The following is a 19080-nucleotide window of genomic DNA, read 5'->3' on the forward strand; positions in this document are numbered from 1 at the left end:
AAGGCGACGGCGGCTTTCGCCGCCTCGCCCTTGCCTGTCCGGTTCCGGTCGGGGACCGGGGCCGGGGGAGATCCCTCGCTTGCGCTCGGGATGACCTTCCACCAGCCGTGCGCGCCTTGGCGCGCACGGGGTGTCAGGTCACTTGATGATCTTCGCCACCACGCCGGCGCCGACCGTACGGCCGCCCTCGCGGATCGCGAAGCGCAGGCCCTCGTCCATCGCCACCGGGTTGATCAGCGACACCACCATCTTCACGTTGTCGCCCGGCATCACCATCTCGGTGCCCTCCGGCAGCGTCACCGCGCCCGTGATGTCGGTCGTGCGGAAGTAGAACTGCGGACGATAGCCCTTGAAGAACGGGGTATGACGGCCACCCTCGTCCTTCGACAGCACGTACACCTCCGCCTCGAACTCGGTGTGCGGCTTGATCGAACCGGGCTTGCACAGCACCTGGCCGCGCTCGACCTCGTCGCGCTTGGTGCCGCGCAGCAGCAGGCCCGCGTTGTCGCCCGCCTGGCCCTGGTCGAGCAGCTTGCGGAACATCTCCACGCCCGTCACCGTCGTCTTCTGCGTCGCGCGGATACCGACGATCTCGATCTCCTCGCCCACCTTGATCACGCCGCGCTCGATCCGCCCGGTCACCACCGTGCCGCGGCCCGAGATCGAGAACACGTCCTCGACCGGCATCAGGAACGGCTTGTCGATGTCGCGCTCGGGCTGCGGGATCCAGCTGTCCAGCGCCTCCACCAGCTTGATGATCGCAGGCACGCCGATCTCGCTCTGGTCGCCTTCCAGCGCCTTGAGCGCCGAACCGTGGATGATCGGGGTGTCGTCGCCCGGGAACTCGTACTTGGACAGGAGTTCACGCACTTCCATCTCCACCAGCTCCAGCAGCTCAGCGTCGTCCACCATGTCCGCCTTGTTCAGGAAGACCACGATGTACGGCACGCCCACCTGGCGCGCCAGCAGGATGTGCTCGCGCGTCTGCGGCATCGGGCCGTCCGCGGCCGAACACACCAGGATCGCACCGTCCATCTGCGCCGCACCGGTGATCATGTTCTTCACGTAGTCGGCGTGGCCCGGGCAGTCCACGTGCGCGTAATGGCGGTTCGGGGACTCGTATTCCACGTGCGCGGTCGAGATCGTGATCCCGCGCGCCTTCTCCTCCGGCGCCGCGTCGATCGCGTCGTAGGCCTTGAACTCGCCACCGAAACGCTCGGCACCGATCTTCGTCAGCGCCGCCGTCAGCGTCGTCTTGCCGTGGTCCACGTGGCCGATCGTGCCCACGTTCACGTGGGGCTTGGTGCGCTCGAACTTACCCTTTGCCATTTCTAACTCCGTGATTCGAAAATTCGTGATTCGAAAGTCGTGATCCGTGAAGTGGCGATCCGGCGAAGGTGATCCGCTGTTGCGGATCACCCATCACCAATCGCCGATCACGGCATTACTTCTTCTTGACCACCGACTCGGCGATGTTGGCCGGCGCCTCGGCGTAGTGGTCGAACTCCATCGTGAAGGTGGCGCGGCCCTGCGACATCGAACGCAGCTGCGTGGCGTAACCGAACATCTCGCCCAGCGGAATCATCGCGTTGATGATCTTGCCGGCGGGACTATCGTCCTGGCCCTGCAGGATGCCGCGGCGACGACTGACGTCGCCCATCACGTCACCGAGGTAATCCTCGGGGGTGACGACCTCGACCTTCATGATCGGTTCGAGCAGCACCGGGGAGGCCTTGGAGAAGCCTTCCTTGAAGCCCATCGAACCGGCGATCTTGAACGCCATTTCGGACGAGTCGACCTCGTGGTAGGAACCGTCGAACAGCTTCACCTTGACGTCCACGATCGGGAAGCCGGCGAGGATGCCGTTGGCCAGCGCCTCCTGGATGCCCTTGTCGACCGCCGGGATGTACTCCTTCGGCACGACGCCGCCCACGATCGCGTTCTCGAACTCGTAACCGGTGCCCGGCTCCTGCGGCGAGATCTCCAGCCACACGTGGCCGAACTGGCCCTTGCCGCCCGACTGGCGGACGAACTTGCCTTCCTGCTTCACCGTCTTGCGGATCGTCTCGCGGTAGGCCACCTGCGGCTTGCCGACGTTGGCCTCCACGTTGAACTCGCGCTTCATGCGGTCGACGATGATGTCCAGGTGCAGCTCGCCCATGCCGGAGATGATCGTCTGGCCGGACTCTTCGTCGGTGCGCACGCGGAAGGACGGATCCTCCTGCGCCAGCCGGCCGAGCGCCAGGCCCATCTTCTCCTGGTCGGACTTGGTCTTCGGCTCGACCGCCATCGAGATCACCGGCTCCGGGAACGTCATGCGCTCCAGCACGATCGGCGAATCCTGCGAGCACAGGGTGTCGCCGGTGGTGACGTCCTTCAGGCCCACCGCGGCGGCGATGTCGCCGGCCAGCACTTCCTTGATTTCCTCGCGGTTGTTCGAATGCATCTGCAGAAGTCGGCCGATGCGCTCCTTCTTGCCCTTGACCGAGTTCAGCACCTGGTCGCCGGCGTTGAGGGTGCCCGAGTAGACGCGGAAGAACGTCAGCGAGCCGACGAACGGGTCGGTCATGATCTTGAAGGCGAGCGCGGAGAACGGCGCCTTGTCGCTGGATTCGCGGCTCAGCTCCTTGGTCTCGTCGTCGACATCCAGGCCCTTCACCGCCGGCACGTCGACCGGCGACGGCAGCAGGTGGACGACGCCGTCGAGCATCGCCTGCACGCCCTTGTTCTTGAACGCCGAGCCGCAGAACATCGGCACGATCTCGGTCTTGAGCGTGCGCTCGCGCAGCCCGTTGATGATCTCCTCCTCGGTGAGCTCGCCGCCCTCGAGGTACTTGTTCATCAACTCTTCGCTGGCCTCGGCCGCGGCCTCGATCATGAACGCGCGCGCTTCCTCGGCCTGCTCCTTGAGGTCGGCCGGGATCTCGCGGTATTCGAAGTTCAGGCCCTGAGAGGCGACGTCCCAGTGGATCGCCTTCATCTTGATCAGATCGACCACGCCCTCGAACCCTTCCTCCGCACCGATCGGCACCTGCATCGGCACCGGGTAGGCGCCCAGGCGCGACTTCAGCTGGTCGCGGACCTTGACGAAGTTGGCGCCGGTGCGGTCCATCTTGTTGACGAACGCGACGCGCGGGACGTGGTACTTGTTGGCCTGGCGCCACACGGTCTCGGACTGCGGCTGCACGCCGCCGACCGCGCACAGCACGAACACCGCGCCGTCGAGCACGCGCAGGGAACGCTCGACCTCGATCGTGAAGTCGACGTGCCCGGGGGTGTCGATGATGTTGAAGCGGTGCTCCTGCATGGACTTGTCCATGCCCTTCCAGAACGCGGTGGTCGCCGCCGACTGGATCGTGATGCCGCGCTCCTGCTCCTGCTCCATCCAGTCCATCGTCGCGGCGCCGTCGTGCACCTCGCCGATCTTGTGGCTCTTGCCGGTGTAGAACAGGATGCGCTCCGACGTCGTCGTCTTGCCGGCGTCGATGTGCGCCATGATGCCGAAGTTGCGGTAGCGTTCGATGGGGGTCGTGCGGGCCACGGGATTGCCTCAGATTCGATGCGGTGGGAAGTCCGCGCAATGGATCGCGGGACTGTCGCGAAGGACTCGCTTCAATGGCCGAATGCCGCCTGGCGGCGGCATCTGGGCATCGCGTGCGGCAGGGCCGCGAAGTGGCACCTGAGATGGTGCCGCGGGGGCCGAAGCTCAAGCCCCCATGGTGGGTCTTACCAGCGGTAGTGCGCGAAAGCCTTGTTCGCATCCGCCATGCGGTGCGTTTCCTCGCGCTTCTTGATCGCGCCGCCGCGGTTCTCGGACGCGTCGATCAGCTCGGCGGCCAGCTTGCGCGGCATGGTGTTCTCGCCGCGCTTGCGCGCCGACTCGATCAGCCAGCGCATGGCCAGCGCCATGCGGCGCGACTGTCGCACTTCGACCGGTACCTGGTAGGTCGCGCCGCCGACGCGGCGGGACTTCACCTCGACCGACGGCGAGATGTTGCCCAGCGCCTTCTCGACCAGGTCGAGCGGGTTGTCGTTCTTCTCGCCGATCACGTCCATGGCGCCGTAGACGATCTTCTCGGCCACCGACTTCTTGCCGCTCTTCATGACCATGTTGATGAAGCGCGCGATCGTATCGCTGTGGTGCTTGGGATCTGGCAGCACGGCACGCTGCGGGGTGTTTCCTTTACGCGACATTGTCTATTCCTCAGGCTTTCGGGCGCTTGGCGCCGTACTTGGAACGCGCCTGCTTGCGCTTGGCGACGCCGGCGGCGTCGAGCGAGCCGCGCACGGTGTGGTAGCGCACGCCGGGCAGGTCCTTGACGCGACCGCCGCGGATCAGCACCACGCTGTGCTCCTGCAGGTTGTGCCCTTCGCCGCCGATGTACGAGATCACCTCGTAACCGTTGGTCAGGCGCACCTTGGCGACCTTGCGCAGGGCCGAGTTCGGCTTCTTGGGGGTGGTGGTGTACACGCGGGTGCACACGCCGCGCCGCTGCGGGCAGTTGGCCAGCGCGGGGGAGGTGCTCTTGTAGACTTCCGGGCTGCGCGGCTTGCGCACCAGCTGGTTGATCGTTGCCATCGGTCGAAGGTTCTTCGGTTTCGGGGCGCATGCCCTCGTGAAAACATCGGCAGGCGGGAACACCCGACCTGCCGAGACGAAAAAGTATAGCCCGCGCGGACGGAGACCGTCAACGCAAGCCATGCTTCCAGTCCCGTCGCCGCGGTTGCCCGCCGCCGGACCAAAATGCCGCTCCGCCCGTCCTGGGCCGAAAACGAGGCGCTCCCTGCGCCTCATTTCGAGTTCTGGGCGGGGCCGGTCAGGACCCGCCGGGGGTGTCGCATCAGCTCGCGCTGGACTCCTCGCCCTGCCCTTCGGCGGGCGCGGCGTCCTCGAGCATGACCGCCGAGGCATCCGTCACGACCGGTTCGGCCGGGGCGGCGCTGAGCGTCTCGAGCTCGGAGTCGGTCAGGCCGGTGCCCCGGTTGCGGCGGCGGGTGTGGTAGGCCAGGCCGGTGCCGGCGGGGATCAGGCGGCCGACGATCACGTTTTCCTTGAGGCCGCGCAGCGTGTCGCGGGTGCCGCGGACGGCCGCCTCGGTCAGCACGCGGGTGGTCTCCTGGAACGAGGCCGCGGACAGGAACGACTCGGTCGCCAGCGACGCCTTGGTGATGCCCAGCAGGACCGGATCGGCCTTGATCGGCAGCTCGTTCTTGGAGTTCAGCTTGACGTTGTCCTCGATGACGCGCTGGCGCTCGGCCTGCTCGCCAGCCAGGTAGCGGCTGTCGCCCGGGTCGGTGATCTCGACCTTGCGCAGCATCTGGCGAATGATCACCTCGATGTGCTTGTCGTTGATCTTCACGCCCTGCAGGCGGTAGACGTCCTGGATTTCCTTGGTCAGGTAGGACGCCAGGGGCTCGACGCCCAGCAGGCGCAGGATGTCCTGCGGGCTCGGCTCGCCGTCCACCACGGTCTCGCCCTTCTCCACGTGCTCGCCCTCGAACACGATGATCTGGCGGTACTTCGGGATCAGCTCCTCGTGCTCCTCGCCGTCCGGTCCCTTGATGATCAGGCGCTGCTTGCCCTTGGTGTCCTTGCCGAAGCTGACCACGCCCGACTTCTCCGCCAGGACGGCCGGATCCTTGGGCTTGCGCGCCTCGAACAGGTCCGCCACGCGCGGCAGGCCGCCGGTGATGTCGCGGGTCTTGGACGCCTCCTGCGGGATCTTGGCGACCACGTCGCCCACGCCGACCGGCGCGCCGTCCTGCAGGTTGACGATCGAGCGCGGCGGCAGCAGGTACTGCGCCGGCAGGTCGGTGCCCGGGATGTTGAGGTCGTTGCCGTCCTTGTCGACGATGCGCACGATCGGGCGCAGGTCCTTGCCCTGCGAACCGCGACGCTTGGGATCGGTGATCTCGCGCGACGCCAAGCCGGTCAGTTCGTCGGTCTTCTCGATGACGGTGACGCCGTCGACGAAGTCCACGAAGCGCATCGAGCCGGCCACTTCCGAGACGATCGGGTGGTTGTGCGGATCCCAGTTGGCTACGGTCTGCCCGGCCTTGATCTCCGCACCGTCCTTGACCGTGATGGTCGCGCCGTAGGGCAGCTTGTAGCGCTCGCGCTCGCGGCCGTGGCCGTCGAGCACCGAGAGTTCGCCCGAACGCGATACCACCGTCAGGTTGCCGCTGGCGTGCTGCACGGTCTTGAGGTTGTTGAACTTGATCGAACCGGTGGTCTTGACCGTGACGTTGTCGATCGCCGCCGCACGCGAAGCCGCGCCGCCGATGTGGAACGTCCGCATCGTCAGCTGGGTGCCGGGCTCGCCGATCGACTGCGCGGCGACCACGCCCACTGCCTCGCCGTGGTTGACCAGGTGGCCGCGGCCGAGGTCGCGGCCGTAGCACATCGCGCAGACGCCGAAGCCGCTCTGGCAGGTGATGGTCGAGCGCACCTTGATCGACTGCACGCTGGCGTCTTCGAGCTTCTGCACCCAGGCCTCGTCGAGCAGGGTGTTGCGGGTGACGATCGGATCCTCGTCGTTGCCCGGCAGGAACACGTCCTCGACCACCACGCGGCCCAGCACGCGATCGCGCAGCGGCTCGACCACGTCGCCGCCTTCCACGATCGGGGTCATGGTCAGGCCCGCCGTCGTCCCGCAGTCGGTCTCGGTGATCACCACGTCCTGCGCCACGTCGACCAGGCGCCGGGTCAGGTAACCGGAGTTGGCGGTCTTCAGCGCGGTGTCCGCGAGGCCTTTTCGCGCGCCGTGGGTCGAGATGAAGTACTGCTGGACGTTCAGGCCCTCGCGGAAGTTCGAGGTGATCGGGGTTTCGATGATCGAGCCGTCGGGCTTGGCCATCAGGCCGCGCATGCCGGCCAGCTGGCGGATCTGCGCCTGCGAACCACGGGCGCCGGAATCGGCCATGATGTAGATCGAGTTCATCGACTTCTGCGGCACCCGCTCGCCCTTGGCGTTGGTGACGGTGTCGGTGCCGATCGCTTCCATCATCGCCTTGGCGACGCGTTCGTTGGTGCGCGACCAGATGTCGACGACCTTGTTGTAGCGCTCGCCAGCGGTGACCAGGCCCGACTGGTACTGCTGCTGGATCTCCAGCACCTCGGTCTCGGCCTCGGCCAGGATGCCCTTCTTCTCGGGCGGAATCAGCATGTCGTCGATGCCGATCGACACGCCCGCGCGGGTCGCGAACGCGAAGCCGGTGTACATCAGCTTGTCGGCGAACACGACCGTGTCCTTCAGGCCGAGCTGGCGGTAGCAGCTGTTGATCAGGCGCGAGATGTTCTTCTTGGTCAGCTCGGTGTTGGCCAGCGCGAACGGCAGGCCATCGGGCAGGATCTCGGCCAGCAGCGCGCGCCCGATCGTGGTGTCCACGATCGCGGTTTTCCGCTCGCGATTGCCTTCCTCGTCGATCACCGTCTCGGTGATGCGCACCTTCACCTTGGCGTGCAGGCCGGCGACCTTGTGGTCGTAGGCGCGCTTGACCTCGGCGATATTGGCGAACGCCATGCCCTCGCCCGGGGTGTTCTCCAGCGCGCGGGTCATGTAGTACAGGCCCAGCACCACGTCCTGCGACGGCACGATGATCGGCTCGCCGTTGGCGGGCGAGAGGATGTTGTTGGTCGACATCATCAGCGCGCGCGCTTCCAACTGGGCTTCCAGCGAAAGCGGCACGTGCACGGCCATCTGGTCGCCGTCGAAGTCGGCGTTGAACGCGGTGCAGACCAGCGGGTGCAGCTGGATCGCCTTGCCCTCGATCAGCACCGGCTCGAAGGCCTGGATGCCGAGGCGGTGCAGGGTCGGGGCGCGGTTGAGCAGCACCGGGTGCTCGCGGATCACCTCTTCGAGGATGTCCCACACCTCGGCCTCTTCGCGCTCGACCAGCTTCTTGGCCGCCTTGATCGTCGTCGCCAGACCACGGCGCTGCAGCTTGGCGAAGATGAACGGCTTGAACAGCTCCAACGCCATCTTCTTCGGCAGGCCGCACTCGTGCAGGCGCAGGGTCGGGCCGACCACGATGACCGAACGGCCCGAGTAGTCGACGCGCTTGCCGAGCAGGTTCTGGCGGAACCGGCCCTGCTTGCCCTTGATCATGTCGGCCAGCGACTTCAGCGGCCGCTTGTTGGTGCCGGTGATGGCGCGGCCGCGGCGGCCGTTGTCCATCAGCGCGTCGACCGACTCCTGCAGCATGCGCTTCTCGTTGCGCACGATGATGTCGGGCGCGTTGAGTTCGAGCAGGCGGCGCAGGCGGTTGTTGCGGTTGATGACGCGGCGGTACAGGTCGTTGAGGTCGGAGGTCGCGAAGCGGCCGCCATCCAGCGGCACCAGCGGACGCAGGTCCGGCGGCAGCACCGGCAGCACGGTCATGACCATCCACTCGGGACGGTTGCCGGACTCGACGAAGGCCTCGATGAGCTTGATGCGCTTGGTCAGGCGCTTGAGCTTGGTCTCGGAACCGGTCGCGGCGATCTCTTCCTTCAGCTTGACCGTCTCGGCCTGCAGGTCGATCGTGCGCAGCAGGTCGTACACGGCCTCGGCGCCCATCGCGGCGTCGAAGTCGTCGCCGTGTTCCTGGCGCGCCTGCATGTACTGCTCTTCGGTCAGCAGCTGGCCGCGCTCCATCGGCGTCAGGCCGGGCTCGGTGACCACGAAGGCCTCGAAGTAGAGGATGCGCTCGATGTCGCGCAGGGTCATGTCCAGCATCAGGCCGATACGCGAGGGCAGCGACTTGAGGAACCAGATGTGCGCGACCGGCGAGGCCAGGTCGATGTGGCCCATGCGCTCGCGGCGGACCTTGGCCAGGGTGACCTCGGTGCCGCACTTCTCGCAGACCACGCCACGGTGCTTCATGCGCTTGTACTTGCCGCACAGGCACTCGTAGTCCTTGATCGGCCCGAAGATGGCGGCGCAGAACAGGCCGTCGCGCTCGGGCTTGAAGGTGCGGTAGTTGATGGTCTCGGGCTTCTTCACCTCGCCGAAGGACCACGAACGGATCAGGTCCGGCGAGGCCAGCGCGATCTTGATCGCATCGAAGTCGAGCGCCGGGCGCTGCTGGTTGAACAGGTTGAGCAAATCTTTCATGTCTGTGTCTCCGAAGGAGCGTGATTCGTGATTGGTGATTGGTGATTAGTCAAAGCGGATTCGCGACACGGATTCGATGCACTTGCCCTTCGAATCACGAATCACGAATCCTCCAATCACGATCTTCAGTGCTCTTCCAACTCCATGTTGATGGCCAGCGAGCGGATTTCCTTGACCAGCACGTTGAAGGACTCCGGCATGCCGGCGACCATCTCGTACTCGCCGTCGACGATGTTCTTGTACATCTGGTTGCGGCCCTGCACGTCGTCGGACTTCACCGTCAGCATTTCCTGCATGGTGTAGGCCGCGCCGTAGGCTTCCAGCGCCCACATTTCCATCTCGCCGAAGCGCTGTCCGCCGAACTGCGCCTTGCCGCCCAGCGGTTGCTGGGTGACGAGCGAGTACGGGCCGGTGGAACGCGCGTGCATCTTGTCGTCGACCAGGTGGTTGAGCTTGAGCATGTGCATGTAGCCCACGGTCACCTTGCGCTCGAACGCCTCGCCGGTGCGGCCGTCGAACAGCTGGGTCTGGCCGCTGGTGGGCAGGTCGGCGAGCTCGAGCATCTTCTTGATCTCGCTCTCGGCCGCACCGTCGAACACCGGGGTGGCCATCGGCACGCCGTCGACCAGGTTCTTCGCCAGCGCGATCAGCTCCTCGTCGCTGAACTGCTTGAGGTCGACGCGCTGCGCCTGCATGTCCTTGTCGTGGTTGTAGATCTCGTCGAGGAACTTGCGCAGGTCGGCGACCTTGGCCTGGGCCTGCAGCATCGCGTCGATCTTGCGGCCGAGGCCCTTGGCCGCCCACCCGAGGTGGGTTTCGAGGATCTGGCCGATGTTCATGCGGCTCGGCACGCCCAGCGGGTTGAGCACGATGTCGACGGTCTCGCCGTTGGCCATGTGCGGCATGTCCTCGACCGGCACGATCGTCGACACCACGCCCTTGTTGCCGTGGCGGCCGGCCATCTTGTCGCCCGGCTGGATCCGGCGCTTCACCGCCAGGTAGACCTTGACCATCTTCAGCACGCCCGGCGCGAGGTCGTCGCCCTGGGTGATCTTGCCGCGCTTGTCGGCGAAGCGCTTCTCGAACTCCTTCTCGTGCGCCTCGATCTGCTTCTGCGCGCGCTCGATCGCCTCGGCCGCGTCCTCGTCCTTCATCCGCAGCTGGAACCAGTCGGACTTCTTCAGGCCGTCGAGCACCAGCGAAGTGACGGTGTCGCCCTTCTTCAGGCCGGGGCCGCCGTTGGCCACCTTGCCGATCAGCTGCGAGCGCAGGCGATCGTAGATGGCGGCCTCGAGGATCCGGAATTGGTCGTCGAAGTCCTTCTTCACGCGCTTGATCTCGGATTCCTCGATCTGGCGCGCGCGCTTGTCCTTCTCGATGCCGTCGCGGGTGAACACCTGGACGTCGATGACGGTGCCGTCCATGCCCGGGGGCACGCGCAGCGAGCTGTCCTTCACGTCCGAGGCCTTCTCGCCGAAGATCGCGCGCAGCAGCTTCTCTTCCGGCGTGAGCTGGCTCTCGCCCTTGGGCGTGACCTTGCCGACCATGATGTCGCCGGCGCGCACCTCGGCGCCGATGTACACCACGCCGCTCTCGTCTAGGCGGTTGAGCGCCTGCTCGGAGACGTTCGGGATGTCGGCCGAGATCTCCTCAGGGCCCAGCTTGGTGTCGCGGGCGACGCAGGTCAGTTCCTCGATGTGGATCGTGGTGTATCGATCCTCCTCGACCACGCGCTCGGAGAGCAGGATCGAGTCCTCGAAGTTGTAGCCGTTCCAGGGCATGAACGCGACCAGCATGTTCTGGCCCAGCGCGAGCTCGCCGATGTCGGTCGACGGACCGTCGGCCAGCACGTCGCCGCGCGCCACCACGTCGCCGACGTTCACCAGCGGGGTCTGGTTGATGCAGGTGTTCTGGTTCGAACGGGTGTACTTGATCAGGTTGTAGATGTCGACGCCGGCATCGTGCTCGCCGGAAATCTCGTCCTCGTTGACCTTGACCACGACGCGGCCGGCATCGATCTGCTCGACCGTGCCGCCGCGGCGCGCGTTCACCGTCACGCCCGAGTCGCGCGCCACCGCGCGCTCGATGCCGGTGCCGACCAGCGGCTTCTGCGCACGCAGCGTCGGTACCGCCTGGCGCTGCATGTTGGCGCCCATCAGCGCGCGGTTGGCGTCGTCGTGTTCGAGGAACGGCACGAGCGCGGCCGCCACCGACACGGTCTGCATCGGCGAGACGTCCATGTAGTGGATCTCGCTCGGCGGCTTGAGCAGGTTCTCGCCCTGGAAGCGGCACGCGACGAACTGCGCGTCGAGGTTGCCCTTGGCGTCCTGGGTCGCATTGGCCTGGGCGATGACGAACTCGTTCTCCTCGATCGCGGAGAGGAACTCGATCTCGTCGGTGACCTTGCCTTCGACGACCTTGCGGTACGGCGTCTCGAGGAAGCCGTAGCGGTTGGTCCGCGCGAACACGGCCAGCGAGTTGATCAGGCCGATGTTCGGGCCTTCCGGCGTCTCGATGGTGCAGACGCGGCCGTAATGGGTCGGGTGCACGTCGCGCACTTCGAAGCCGGCGCGCTCGCGGGTCAGGCCACCCGGGCCCAGCGCGGAGACGCGACGCTTGTGGGTGACTTCCGACAGCGGGTTGTTCTGGTCCATGAACTGCGACAGCTGCGAGGAGCCGAAGAACTCCTTCACCGCGGCCGCGACCGGCTTGGCGTTGATCAGCTCCTGCGGCGTCAGGCCATCGGCCTCGGCCATGGTCAGGCGCTCGCGCACAGCGCGCTCGACGCGCACCAGGCCGACGCGGAACACGTTCTCGGCCATCTCGCCGACCGAACGCACGCGGCGGTTGCCGAGATGGTCGATGTCGTCGACCACGCCGCGGCCGTTGCGGATCTCGGTCAGCACCTTGATCACGTCGAGGATGTCGGACATCGCGCCGCACTGTTCGCGCAGGCGCACGGATTCCTCGTCCTTGCGCTCGGCGAAGTACTTGGCGTCGTACAGCACCGGTGCGCCGGTCACCTCGCGGCGGCCGATGCGGCGGTTGAACTTCATCCGGCCCACGGCCGACAGGTCGTAGCGCTCGAACGCGAAGAACAGGTTGTGGAACAGGTTCTGCGCGGCGTCCTTGGTCGGCGGCTCGCCGGGACGCATCATGCGATAGATCTCGACCAGCGCGTCGAGCTGGGTCTTGGTCGCGTCCACGCGCAGGGTGTTGGACAGGTACGGACCACGATCGAGGTCGTTGGTCCAGATCGTGCCGACCGCATCGACACCGGCCTTGCGCAGCGCCTGCAGGGTGTCGTCGTTGATCTCGTCGTTGGCCGAGGCGATCAGCTCGCCGGTCGACGCGTCGACCACGTCGTGCGACAGAACGCGGCCCACCAGGTACTCGTCCGGAACCGCCAAGGCGGCGACGCCGGCGGCCTCGAGCTGCTTGACGTGGCGCGCGGTGATGCGCTTGCCCGCCTCGACGATCACCTTCTCGCCGTCGGCGAGGTCGAAGTTCAGGGTCTCGCCGCGCAGGCGCTCCGGGATCAGCTCCAGCTGCACGCCCTCGCCCTCGGGCAGGATGTGGAAGGTGTTGATCTCGAAGAACTCGTTGAGCATCTCTTCGTTGTTGTAGCCCAGCGCGCGCAGCAGCACCGAGACCGGCAGCTTGCGGCGGCGGTCGATGCGGGTGAACAGCGCGTCCTTGGGGTCGAACTCGAAGTCCAGCCAGGAGCCGCGGTAGGGGATGACGCGCGCGGAGAACAGCAGCTTGCCCGAGCTGTGGGTCTTGCCGCGGTCGTGGTCGAAGAACACGCCGGGCGAACGGTGCAGCTGCGAGACGATGACGCGCTCGGTGCCGTTGACGATGAAGGTGCCGTTGTCGGTCATGAGCGGGATTTCGCCCATGTAGACCTCCTGCTCCTTGACGTACTTGATCGCCTTGTTCGAAGACTCGCGGTCGTAGATCACCAGGCGCACGGTCACGCGCAGCGGCGCGCCGTAGCTCATGCCGCGCTGGCGGCACTCGCGCTCGTCGAACACCGGGTCGCCGAGCTTGTAGCCGACGTATTCCAGCGCCGCGTAGCCGTTGTAGCTGACGATCGGGAACACCGACTTGAGCGCGGCGTGCAGGCCCTTGTCGTCGCGCTTGTTCGGATCCTTGTCGGCCTGCAGGAACTCGCGGTAGGAATCCACCTGGATCGCGAGCAGGAACGGCACCTCGAGAATCGAGCGGCGCTTGCCGAAGTTCTTGCGGACGCGCTTCTTCTCGGTGAACGAGTAATTCGGCTGGTGCTGGGACGTCGTCATGGGGAGCTGATGCCTCGGTCTTGGTATCGCGCATGCGCGAAACCGGGAAAACGAAAAGTTGTCACTGGGCAGTCGCTGGTATTGCCGGCACCAGCACGCCTTCTCCCGCTACTGTCCACTGACAACTGTGTGGAGCAGGGAATGGGGAATGGGGAATGGGGAATGGACGAGCGCCGTGACGAAATCACTACCTTTCCGATTCCCGATTCCCGATTCCCTACTCCCGGCTGTACAACGGCCGAAGGCCGGGGACATTCGTCCCCAGCCCCGGCTTCCGCCCTCATGCCCGCGCAAGCGGGATTCGGGCGTGCTTTGCTGCGATGTGCACTCGATTGAGGGCCAATCTCTACCTCTTTGGATCCCCGCCTGCGCGGGGATGACGTTCGGCCGGCCACGCGCCTGCGGCGCATGGGGCCTTACGTCACTTGACTTCGACGGTGGCGCCGGCCGCTTCCAGATCCTTCTTGATCTTGGCGGCGTCGTCCTTCGAGGCGCCTTCCTTCACCGTACCGCCGGCTTCGGTCAGGTCCTTGGCTTCCTTCAGGCCCAGGCCGGTGATCGCGCGGACCACCTTGATGACCTCGACCTTCTTCTCGCCGGCCGACTTCAGCACGACGTTGAACTCGGTCTGCTCCTCGGCCGGGGCGGCAGCGGCAGCGGCCGGGCCGGCGGCCATCGCGACCGGGGCGGCGGCGGAGACGCCGAACTTCTCTTCGAAAGCCTTGACCAGCTCCATCACCTCGACGAGGGTCTTGCTGCCGATGGCTTCCAGGATTTCTTCGTTGGAAAGGGACATTGTCGTTTACCTTGATTGATTGATTCGAAAACGTTCGTTGGATCGCGTTCGTTGCGAACGGCGCTCAACAAGGACTTCAGGCTGCCTTCTGCTGGCCGACCGCGTTGATCACGCGGCCGGTCTGCACGGCGGGCTCGGCGAGCACGCGGGCCAGCATGGTGGCCGGCTGCGCGATCAGGCCCACCAGCATCGCCAGTGCCTGTTCGCGGGTCGGCAGAGACGCCAGGACATCCACATGGGAGCCCGGGTACTTCTGCCCACCCAGCGAAACCAGGCGCGGCTTCAGCTTGTCGGCGGTCTTGGCGAAGTCCTTGATGAGGCGGCCGGCGGCACCGGGGTCTTCCTGCGAGAAGGCATACAGCAGCGGACCGGTCAGCTCGTCCTGGATGACGGCGTAATCGGTGCCCTCCACTGCGCGCGAGACCAGCGTGTTCTTGGCAACCTTCAGGAACACGCCCGTCTGGCGGGCCTTCTTGCGCAAGTCGGTCAGTTGCGCGACCGTGAGCCCCGCGTACTCCGCGGCGACCAGCGAGTGCGCCTTGCCGGCGACCTCGGCCAGTTCGGCAACGACTTCCTTCTTCTGGTTCAGATTCAGAGCCATTGCGCTTCCTCTCTTGCTTCAATTCCATCCCCTCGCATCCACGCGGGGACAGGCCATGGGCCGCACCGGTCCGTCGATGCGGGGAACGCCTTGCGACGTTCCGTTTGGCGGCCGTTTCCAAAAATCAATCGAACGATCTTCGGAGGGTCGGCGACCATCTACGCGGGCCCTTTCGTGCTTTCGCATTCCAGGATTAAGCGGTCTGTTCCACAACGACGGCGATTCCATGCCGATCCGAGCTTCCTTGCCCGTCGCCGTTGCAGCAAAGACCGCGCCTGCGGTCTTTGACGGCGCCGTGTCGTGCTTTCGCCTTCGACGGTGCCCTCAAAACTTGTCCCGAGCGAAGCGAGGGATCTCGTTCCATTCGGGCGTACAACTATCCGTTTGTCATCCGGCCCAAGATCTTCGGATGTCATTCCGACCGGAGGGAGGAATCTGTTTCCGCTTGCTCTTCCGGGAAGCAGATCCCTCGCTACGCTCGGGATGACGAATCGTCAGCCGCGCGCAAAGCGCGCGGGTCGATTCGTCACTTCAAACTCAACGACGACTGGTCCACGACCACGCCGGGGCCCATCGTCGAACTGACCGAAATCTTCTGCAGGTACTGGCCCTTGGAGGTGGCCGGCTTGGCCTTGACCAGGTCCGCCAGCAGCGCGGTCAGGTTCTCCTTCAGGCGTTCGGACTCGAAGTCGGCCTTGCCGATGGTGCAATGGATGATGCCGGCCTTGTCGGTGCGGTAGCGCACCTGGCCGCCCTTGGCGTTCTTCACCGCCTCGCCCGGGTTCGGGGACACGGTGCCGACCTTGGGGTTCGGCATCAGGCCGCGCGGACCCAGCAGGGTGCCGAGCTTGCCGACCACGCGCATCGCGTCCGGCGTGGCGATGACCACGTCGTAGTTCAGGTCGCCGCCCTGCATCTTCTCGGCCAGGTCGTCCATGCCGACCGCGTCGGCGCCGGCGGCCAGGGCCTCGTCGGCTTTCGCGCCGGCCGGGGCGAACACCGCCACGCGCACGCTCTTGCCGGTGCCCTGCGGCAGCACGGTCGAGCCGCGCACCTGCTGGTCGGACTTCTTGGCATCGACGCCCAGGCGGACGGCCACGTCCACGGCCTCGACGAACTTGGCCTTGCTGTGATCCTTGACGATCTTCAGGGCTTCATCGATCGCGTAGGCCTTGCCGGGCTGCACGGCGGCCTTGATCGCCTTCTGTCGCTTGTTCAGTGCCATGTCCTCAGCCCTCCACCGTCAGGCCCATCGAACGGGCGGAGCCCGCGATGGTGCGTACCGCCGCGTCCAGGTCGGCCGCGGTCAGGTCGGGTTCCTTCGCCTGGGCGATCTCCTCGAGCTGCTTGCGGGTGACCTTGCCCACCTTCTCGGTGTTCGGGCGCTTGGAGCCGGAGGTGACGCCCGCGGCCTTCTTCAGCAGCACCGTGGCCGGCGTGCTCTTGGTGACGAAGGTGAAGGTCCGGTCCGAATACGCGGTGATGATCACCGGGGTCGGCAGGCCGGGCTCGAGCTTGGAGGTCGCGGCGTTGAACGCCTTGCAGAACTCCATGATGTTCAGGCCGCGCTGGCCGAGCGCAGGGCCCACCGGCGGCGAGGGATTCGCCTGCCCGGCCTTGACCTGCAGCTTGATGTAACCGACGACTTTCTTTGCCATTTTCCTGCTCTCTCCGGGTGCAAGCGCCGTTCAGGCTCCCCATCGGGCCGGGAGAATCACGCGTCCCGGCATCGCGTTGCCCCTTCCACGCGAAAGGCCGCGCGTTCGGCGGCCAGCGGGTCGACCCGGCTTCCCGGGACGGGGGAGCCGGCTAGTATAGCGGGTTTTCGGACCGATGGCAGCCCCGCGGATTCAGGCCTTCTCGACCTGCCCGAACTCGAGCTCGACCGGAGTCGAGCGGCCGAAGATCAGCACCGCCACGCGCAGGCGGCTCTTCTCGTAGTTGACTTCCTCGACCACGCCGTTGAAGTCGTTGAACGGGCCGTCGACCACCCGGACCATCTGGCCCGGCTCGAACAGCACCTTGGGACGGGGCTTCTCCACGCCTTCCTGGACCCGGTCCAGGATCGCGGCGGCCTCTTCGTCACGGATCGGCAGCGGACGGTCGGCGGTGCCGCCGATGAAGCCCATCACCTTCGGGGTTTCCTTGACGAGGTGCCAGCTTTCGCTGTCCATGCGCGGAATGCCGCTCTCGTCGTGGGTCGCGATCTGCACCAGCACGTAGCCGGGGAAGAACTTGCGCTCGGAACGTCGCTTCTGTCCGGAGCGCATCTCCACCACTTCCTCGGTCGGCACCAGCACGTCGCCGAACTTGTCCTGCATCTCCGCGCGGGCGATGCGGTCGCGCAGCGCCTGCGCCACCGACTTCTCGAAGCCGGAATAGGCGTGCACCACATACCAACGCTTGACGCCTTGCGCTTCCATCAGACCCGTACTCTCCGTCATTGAGCGAGGAACAACTTCACCAGCCACTGGATGACCGTGTCGAACCCGGCCAGCATCAGCGCGATGATGATCACCACGACGATCACCACCCAGGTCATGCGCATCGCTTCCTGGCGCGTCGGCCAGACCACCTTGCGCAGTTCGAAGCGCGATTCGGACAGGAACTCGCGCGTCTGGTGGCCTTTGCCGCTGGTCATGAACAACGCCACGCCGGCCACCACGCCCGCGGCCACCGCAGCGACCCGGGCGGGACCCGGCCAGTCGCCCTCGAACCAGTAGAACGCGAACACGCCCGCCGCGACCAGCAGCAGCGCCAGCGCGTACTTGATCATGTCACCGGCGGACGCTGTTCCGGGTTGCTCGACTCTGCTGTTCACTCGACTCGCTACTCTACGATGGCACGCCAGGAGGGACTCGAACCCCCAACCTGCGGTTTTGGAGACCGCTGCTCTGCCAATTGAGCTACTGGCGTATTGCTTCGATCCGACCGTCGGCCCGACCACTGGTTCCGTAAAAGGCGACGGCGGCTTTCGCCGCCTCGCCCTTGCCTGTCCGGTTCCGGTCGGGGACCGGGGCCGGGGGAGATCCCTCGCTTGCGCTCGGGATGACCTTCCACCAGCCGTGCGCGCCTTGGCGCGCACGGGGTGTCAGGTCACTTGATGATCTTCGCCACCACGCCGGCGCCGACCGTACGGCCGCCCTCGCGGATCGCGAAGCGCAGGCCCTCGTCCATCGCCACCGGGTTGATCAGCGACACCACCATCTTCACGTTGTCGCCCGGCATCACCATCTCGGTGCCCTCCGGCAGCGTCACCGCGCCCGTGATGTCGGTCGTGCGGAAGTAGAACTGCGGACGATAGCCCTTGAAGAACGGGGTATGACGGCCACCCTCGTCCTTCGACAGCACGTACACCTCCGCCTCGAACTCGGTGTGCGGCTTGATCGAACCGGGCTTGCACAGCACCTGGCCGCGCTCGACCTCGTCGCGCTTGGTGCCGCGCAGCAGCAGGCCCGCGTTGTCGCCCGCCTGGCCCTGGTCGAGCAGCTTGCGGAACATCTCCACGCCCGTCACCGTCGTCTTCTGCGTCGCGCGGATACCGACGATCTCGATCTCCTCGCCCACCTTGATCACGCCGCGCTCGATCCGCCCGGTCACCACCGTGCCGCGGCCCGAGATCGAGAACACGTCCTCGACCGGCATCAGGAACGGCTTGTCGATGTCGCGCTCGGGCTGCGGGATCCAGCTGTCCAGCGCCTCCACCAGCTTGATGATCGCAGGCACGCCGATCTCGCTCTGGTCGCCTTCCAGCGCCTTGAGCGCCGAACCGTGGATGATCGGGGTGTCGTCGCCCGGGAACTCGTACTTGGACAGGAGTTCACGCACTTCCATCTCCACCAGCTCCAGCAGCTCAGCGTCGTCCACCATGTCCGCCTTGTTCAGGAAGACCACGATGTACGGCACGCCCACCTGGCGCGCCAGCAGGATGTGCTCGCGCGTCTGCGGCATCGGGCCGTCCGCGGCCGAACACACCAGGATCGCACCGTCCATCTGCGCCGCACCGGTGATCATGTTCTTCACGTAGTCGGCGTGGCCCGGGCAGTCCACGTGCGCGTAATGGCGGTTCGGGGACTCGTATTCCACGTGCGCGGTCGAGATCGTGATCCCGCGCGCCTTCTCCTCCGGCGCCGCGTCGATCGCGTCGTAGGCCTTGAACTCGCCACCGAAACGCTCGGCACCGATCTTCGTCAGCGCCGCCGTCAGCGTCGTCTTGCCGTGGTCCACGTGGCCGATCGTGCCCACGTTCACGTGGGGCTTGGTGCGCTCGAACTTACCCTTTGCCAT

General features: G+C 66.0%; 13 protein-coding genes and 1 tRNA gene. All 14 read right to left on the bottom strand.

Annotated features, from left to right (window positions below; translation table 11 throughout):
• Window positions 1–138 precede the first annotated feature (138 nt).
• Window positions 139–1329: an elongation factor Tu gene (tuf, locus tag JMO03_RS04250; protein WP_202840109.1), complete on the bottom strand. Its 1191-nt coding sequence runs from the start codon at window positions 1327–1329 to the stop codon at window positions 139–141.
• 115 nt (window positions 1330–1444) lie between these two features.
• Entirely contained in the window at window positions 1445–3541 is a 2097-nt protein-coding gene (fusA, locus tag JMO03_RS04255; protein WP_202840636.1) for an elongation factor G, read from the bottom strand.
• 185 nt (window positions 3542–3726) lie between these two features.
• Window positions 3727–4194 (bottom strand): 30S ribosomal protein S7, encoded by a 468-nt coding sequence (gene rpsG, locus JMO03_RS04260; RefSeq protein WP_149104900.1) that lies wholly within the window; start codon window positions 4192–4194, stop codon window positions 3727–3729.
• A 10-nt stretch (window positions 4195–4204) separates the two neighbouring features.
• Window positions 4205–4579, bottom strand: a complete 375-nt coding sequence (gene rpsL, locus JMO03_RS04265; protein ID WP_149104901.1) for a 30S ribosomal protein S12 — start codon at window positions 4577–4579, stop codon at window positions 4205–4207.
• 262 nt (window positions 4580–4841) lie between these two features.
• Window positions 4842–9095, bottom strand: coding sequence for a DNA-directed RNA polymerase subunit beta' (gene rpoC / locus JMO03_RS04270; protein ID WP_202840638.1), 4254 nt, complete (start codon window positions 9093–9095; stop codon window positions 4842–4844).
• Window positions 9096–9220: 125 nt separating this feature from the next.
• Window positions 9221–13396 carry a DNA-directed RNA polymerase subunit beta gene (rpoB, locus tag JMO03_RS04275; protein ID WP_202840640.1) on the bottom strand — a complete coding sequence of 1392 codons (4176 nt, stop codon included), beginning with the start codon at window positions 13394–13396 and terminating at the stop codon, window positions 9221–9223.
• Window positions 13397–13817: 421 nt separating this feature from the next.
• Window positions 13818–14192, bottom strand: a complete 375-nt coding sequence (gene rplL / locus JMO03_RS04280; RefSeq protein ID WP_149104904.1) for a 50S ribosomal protein L7/L12 — start codon at window positions 14190–14192, stop codon at window positions 13818–13820.
• 76 nt (window positions 14193–14268) lie between these two features.
• Window positions 14269–14793 carry a 50S ribosomal protein L10 gene (gene rplJ, locus JMO03_RS04285; protein WP_202840642.1) on the bottom strand — a complete coding sequence of 175 codons (525 nt, stop codon included), beginning with the start codon at window positions 14791–14793 and terminating at the stop codon, window positions 14269–14271.
• Between the two features lie 526 nt (window positions 14794–15319).
• Complete coding sequence (gene rplA, locus JMO03_RS04290; RefSeq protein ID WP_202840644.1) at window positions 15320–16018, bottom strand: 50S ribosomal protein L1; 699 nt, start codon at window positions 16016–16018, stop codon at window positions 15320–15322.
• 4 nt (window positions 16019–16022) lie between these two features.
• Window positions 16023–16451, bottom strand: coding sequence for a 50S ribosomal protein L11 (rplK, locus tag JMO03_RS04295; RefSeq protein ID WP_202840646.1), 429 nt, complete (start codon window positions 16449–16451; stop codon window positions 16023–16025).
• A gap of 192 nt (window positions 16452–16643) precedes the next feature.
• Entirely contained in the window at window positions 16644–17216 is a 573-nt protein-coding gene (gene nusG, locus JMO03_RS04300; RefSeq protein WP_202840648.1) for a transcription termination/antitermination protein NusG, read from the bottom strand.
• 17 nt (window positions 17217–17233) lie between these two features.
• Complete coding sequence (gene secE, locus JMO03_RS04305; protein ID WP_202840650.1) at window positions 17234–17614, bottom strand: preprotein translocase subunit SecE; 381 nt, start codon at window positions 17612–17614, stop codon at window positions 17234–17236.
• 19 nt (window positions 17615–17633) lie between these two features.
• Window positions 17634–17709 (bottom strand) — tRNA-Trp (locus JMO03_RS04310).
• A gap of 180 nt (window positions 17710–17889) precedes the next feature.
• Window positions 17890–19080, bottom strand: a complete 1191-nt coding sequence (gene tuf, locus JMO03_RS04315) for an elongation factor Tu (RefSeq protein ID WP_202840109.1) — start codon at window positions 19078–19080, stop codon at window positions 17890–17892.

The sequence above is a fragment of the Luteimonas saliphila genome (genome assembly GCF_016774335.1).
Classification (GTDB): Bacteria; Pseudomonadota; Gammaproteobacteria; order Xanthomonadales; family Xanthomonadaceae; genus Luteimonas; species Luteimonas saliphila.

Excerpts from the sequence above, each read along its gene's own strand:
- tuf (WP_202840109.1), bottom strand. The coding sequence starts at position 1,329 with ATGGCAAAGGGTAAGTTCGAGCGCACCAAGCCCCACGTGAACGTGGGC.
- rpsG (WP_149104900.1), bottom strand. The coding sequence starts at position 4,194 with ATGTCGCGTAAAGGAAACACCCCGCAGCGTGCCGTGCTGCCAGATCCC.
- rpsL (WP_149104901.1), bottom strand. The coding sequence starts at position 4,579 with ATGGCAACGATCAACCAGCTGGTGCGCAAGCCGCGCAGCCCGGAAGTC.
- rpoC (WP_202840638.1), bottom strand. The coding sequence starts at position 9,095 with ATGAAAGATTTGCTCAACCTGTTCAACCAGCAGCGCCCGGCGCTCGAC.
- rpoB (WP_202840640.1), bottom strand. The coding sequence starts at position 13,396 with ATGACGACGTCCCAGCACCAGCCGAATTACTCGTTCACCGAGAAGAAG.
- rplL (WP_149104904.1), bottom strand. The coding sequence starts at position 14,192 with ATGTCCCTTTCCAACGAAGAAATCCTGGAAGCCATCGGCAGCAAGACC.
- rplJ (WP_202840642.1), bottom strand. The coding sequence starts at position 14,793 with ATGGCTCTGAATCTGAACCAGAAGAAGGAAGTCGTTGCCGAACTGGCC.
- rplA (WP_202840644.1), bottom strand. The coding sequence starts at position 16,018 with ATGGCACTGAACAAGCGACAGAAGGCGATCAAGGCCGCCGTGCAGCCC.
- rplK (WP_202840646.1), bottom strand. The coding sequence starts at position 16,451 with ATGGCAAAGAAAGTCGTCGGTTACATCAAGCTGCAGGTCAAGGCCGGG.
- nusG (WP_202840648.1), bottom strand. The coding sequence starts at position 17,216 with ATGGAAGCGCAAGGCGTCAAGCGTTGGTATGTGGTGCACGCCTATTCC.
- tuf (WP_202840109.1), bottom strand. The coding sequence starts at position 19,080 with ATGGCAAAGGGTAAGTTCGAGCGCACCAAGCCCCACGTGAACGTGGGC.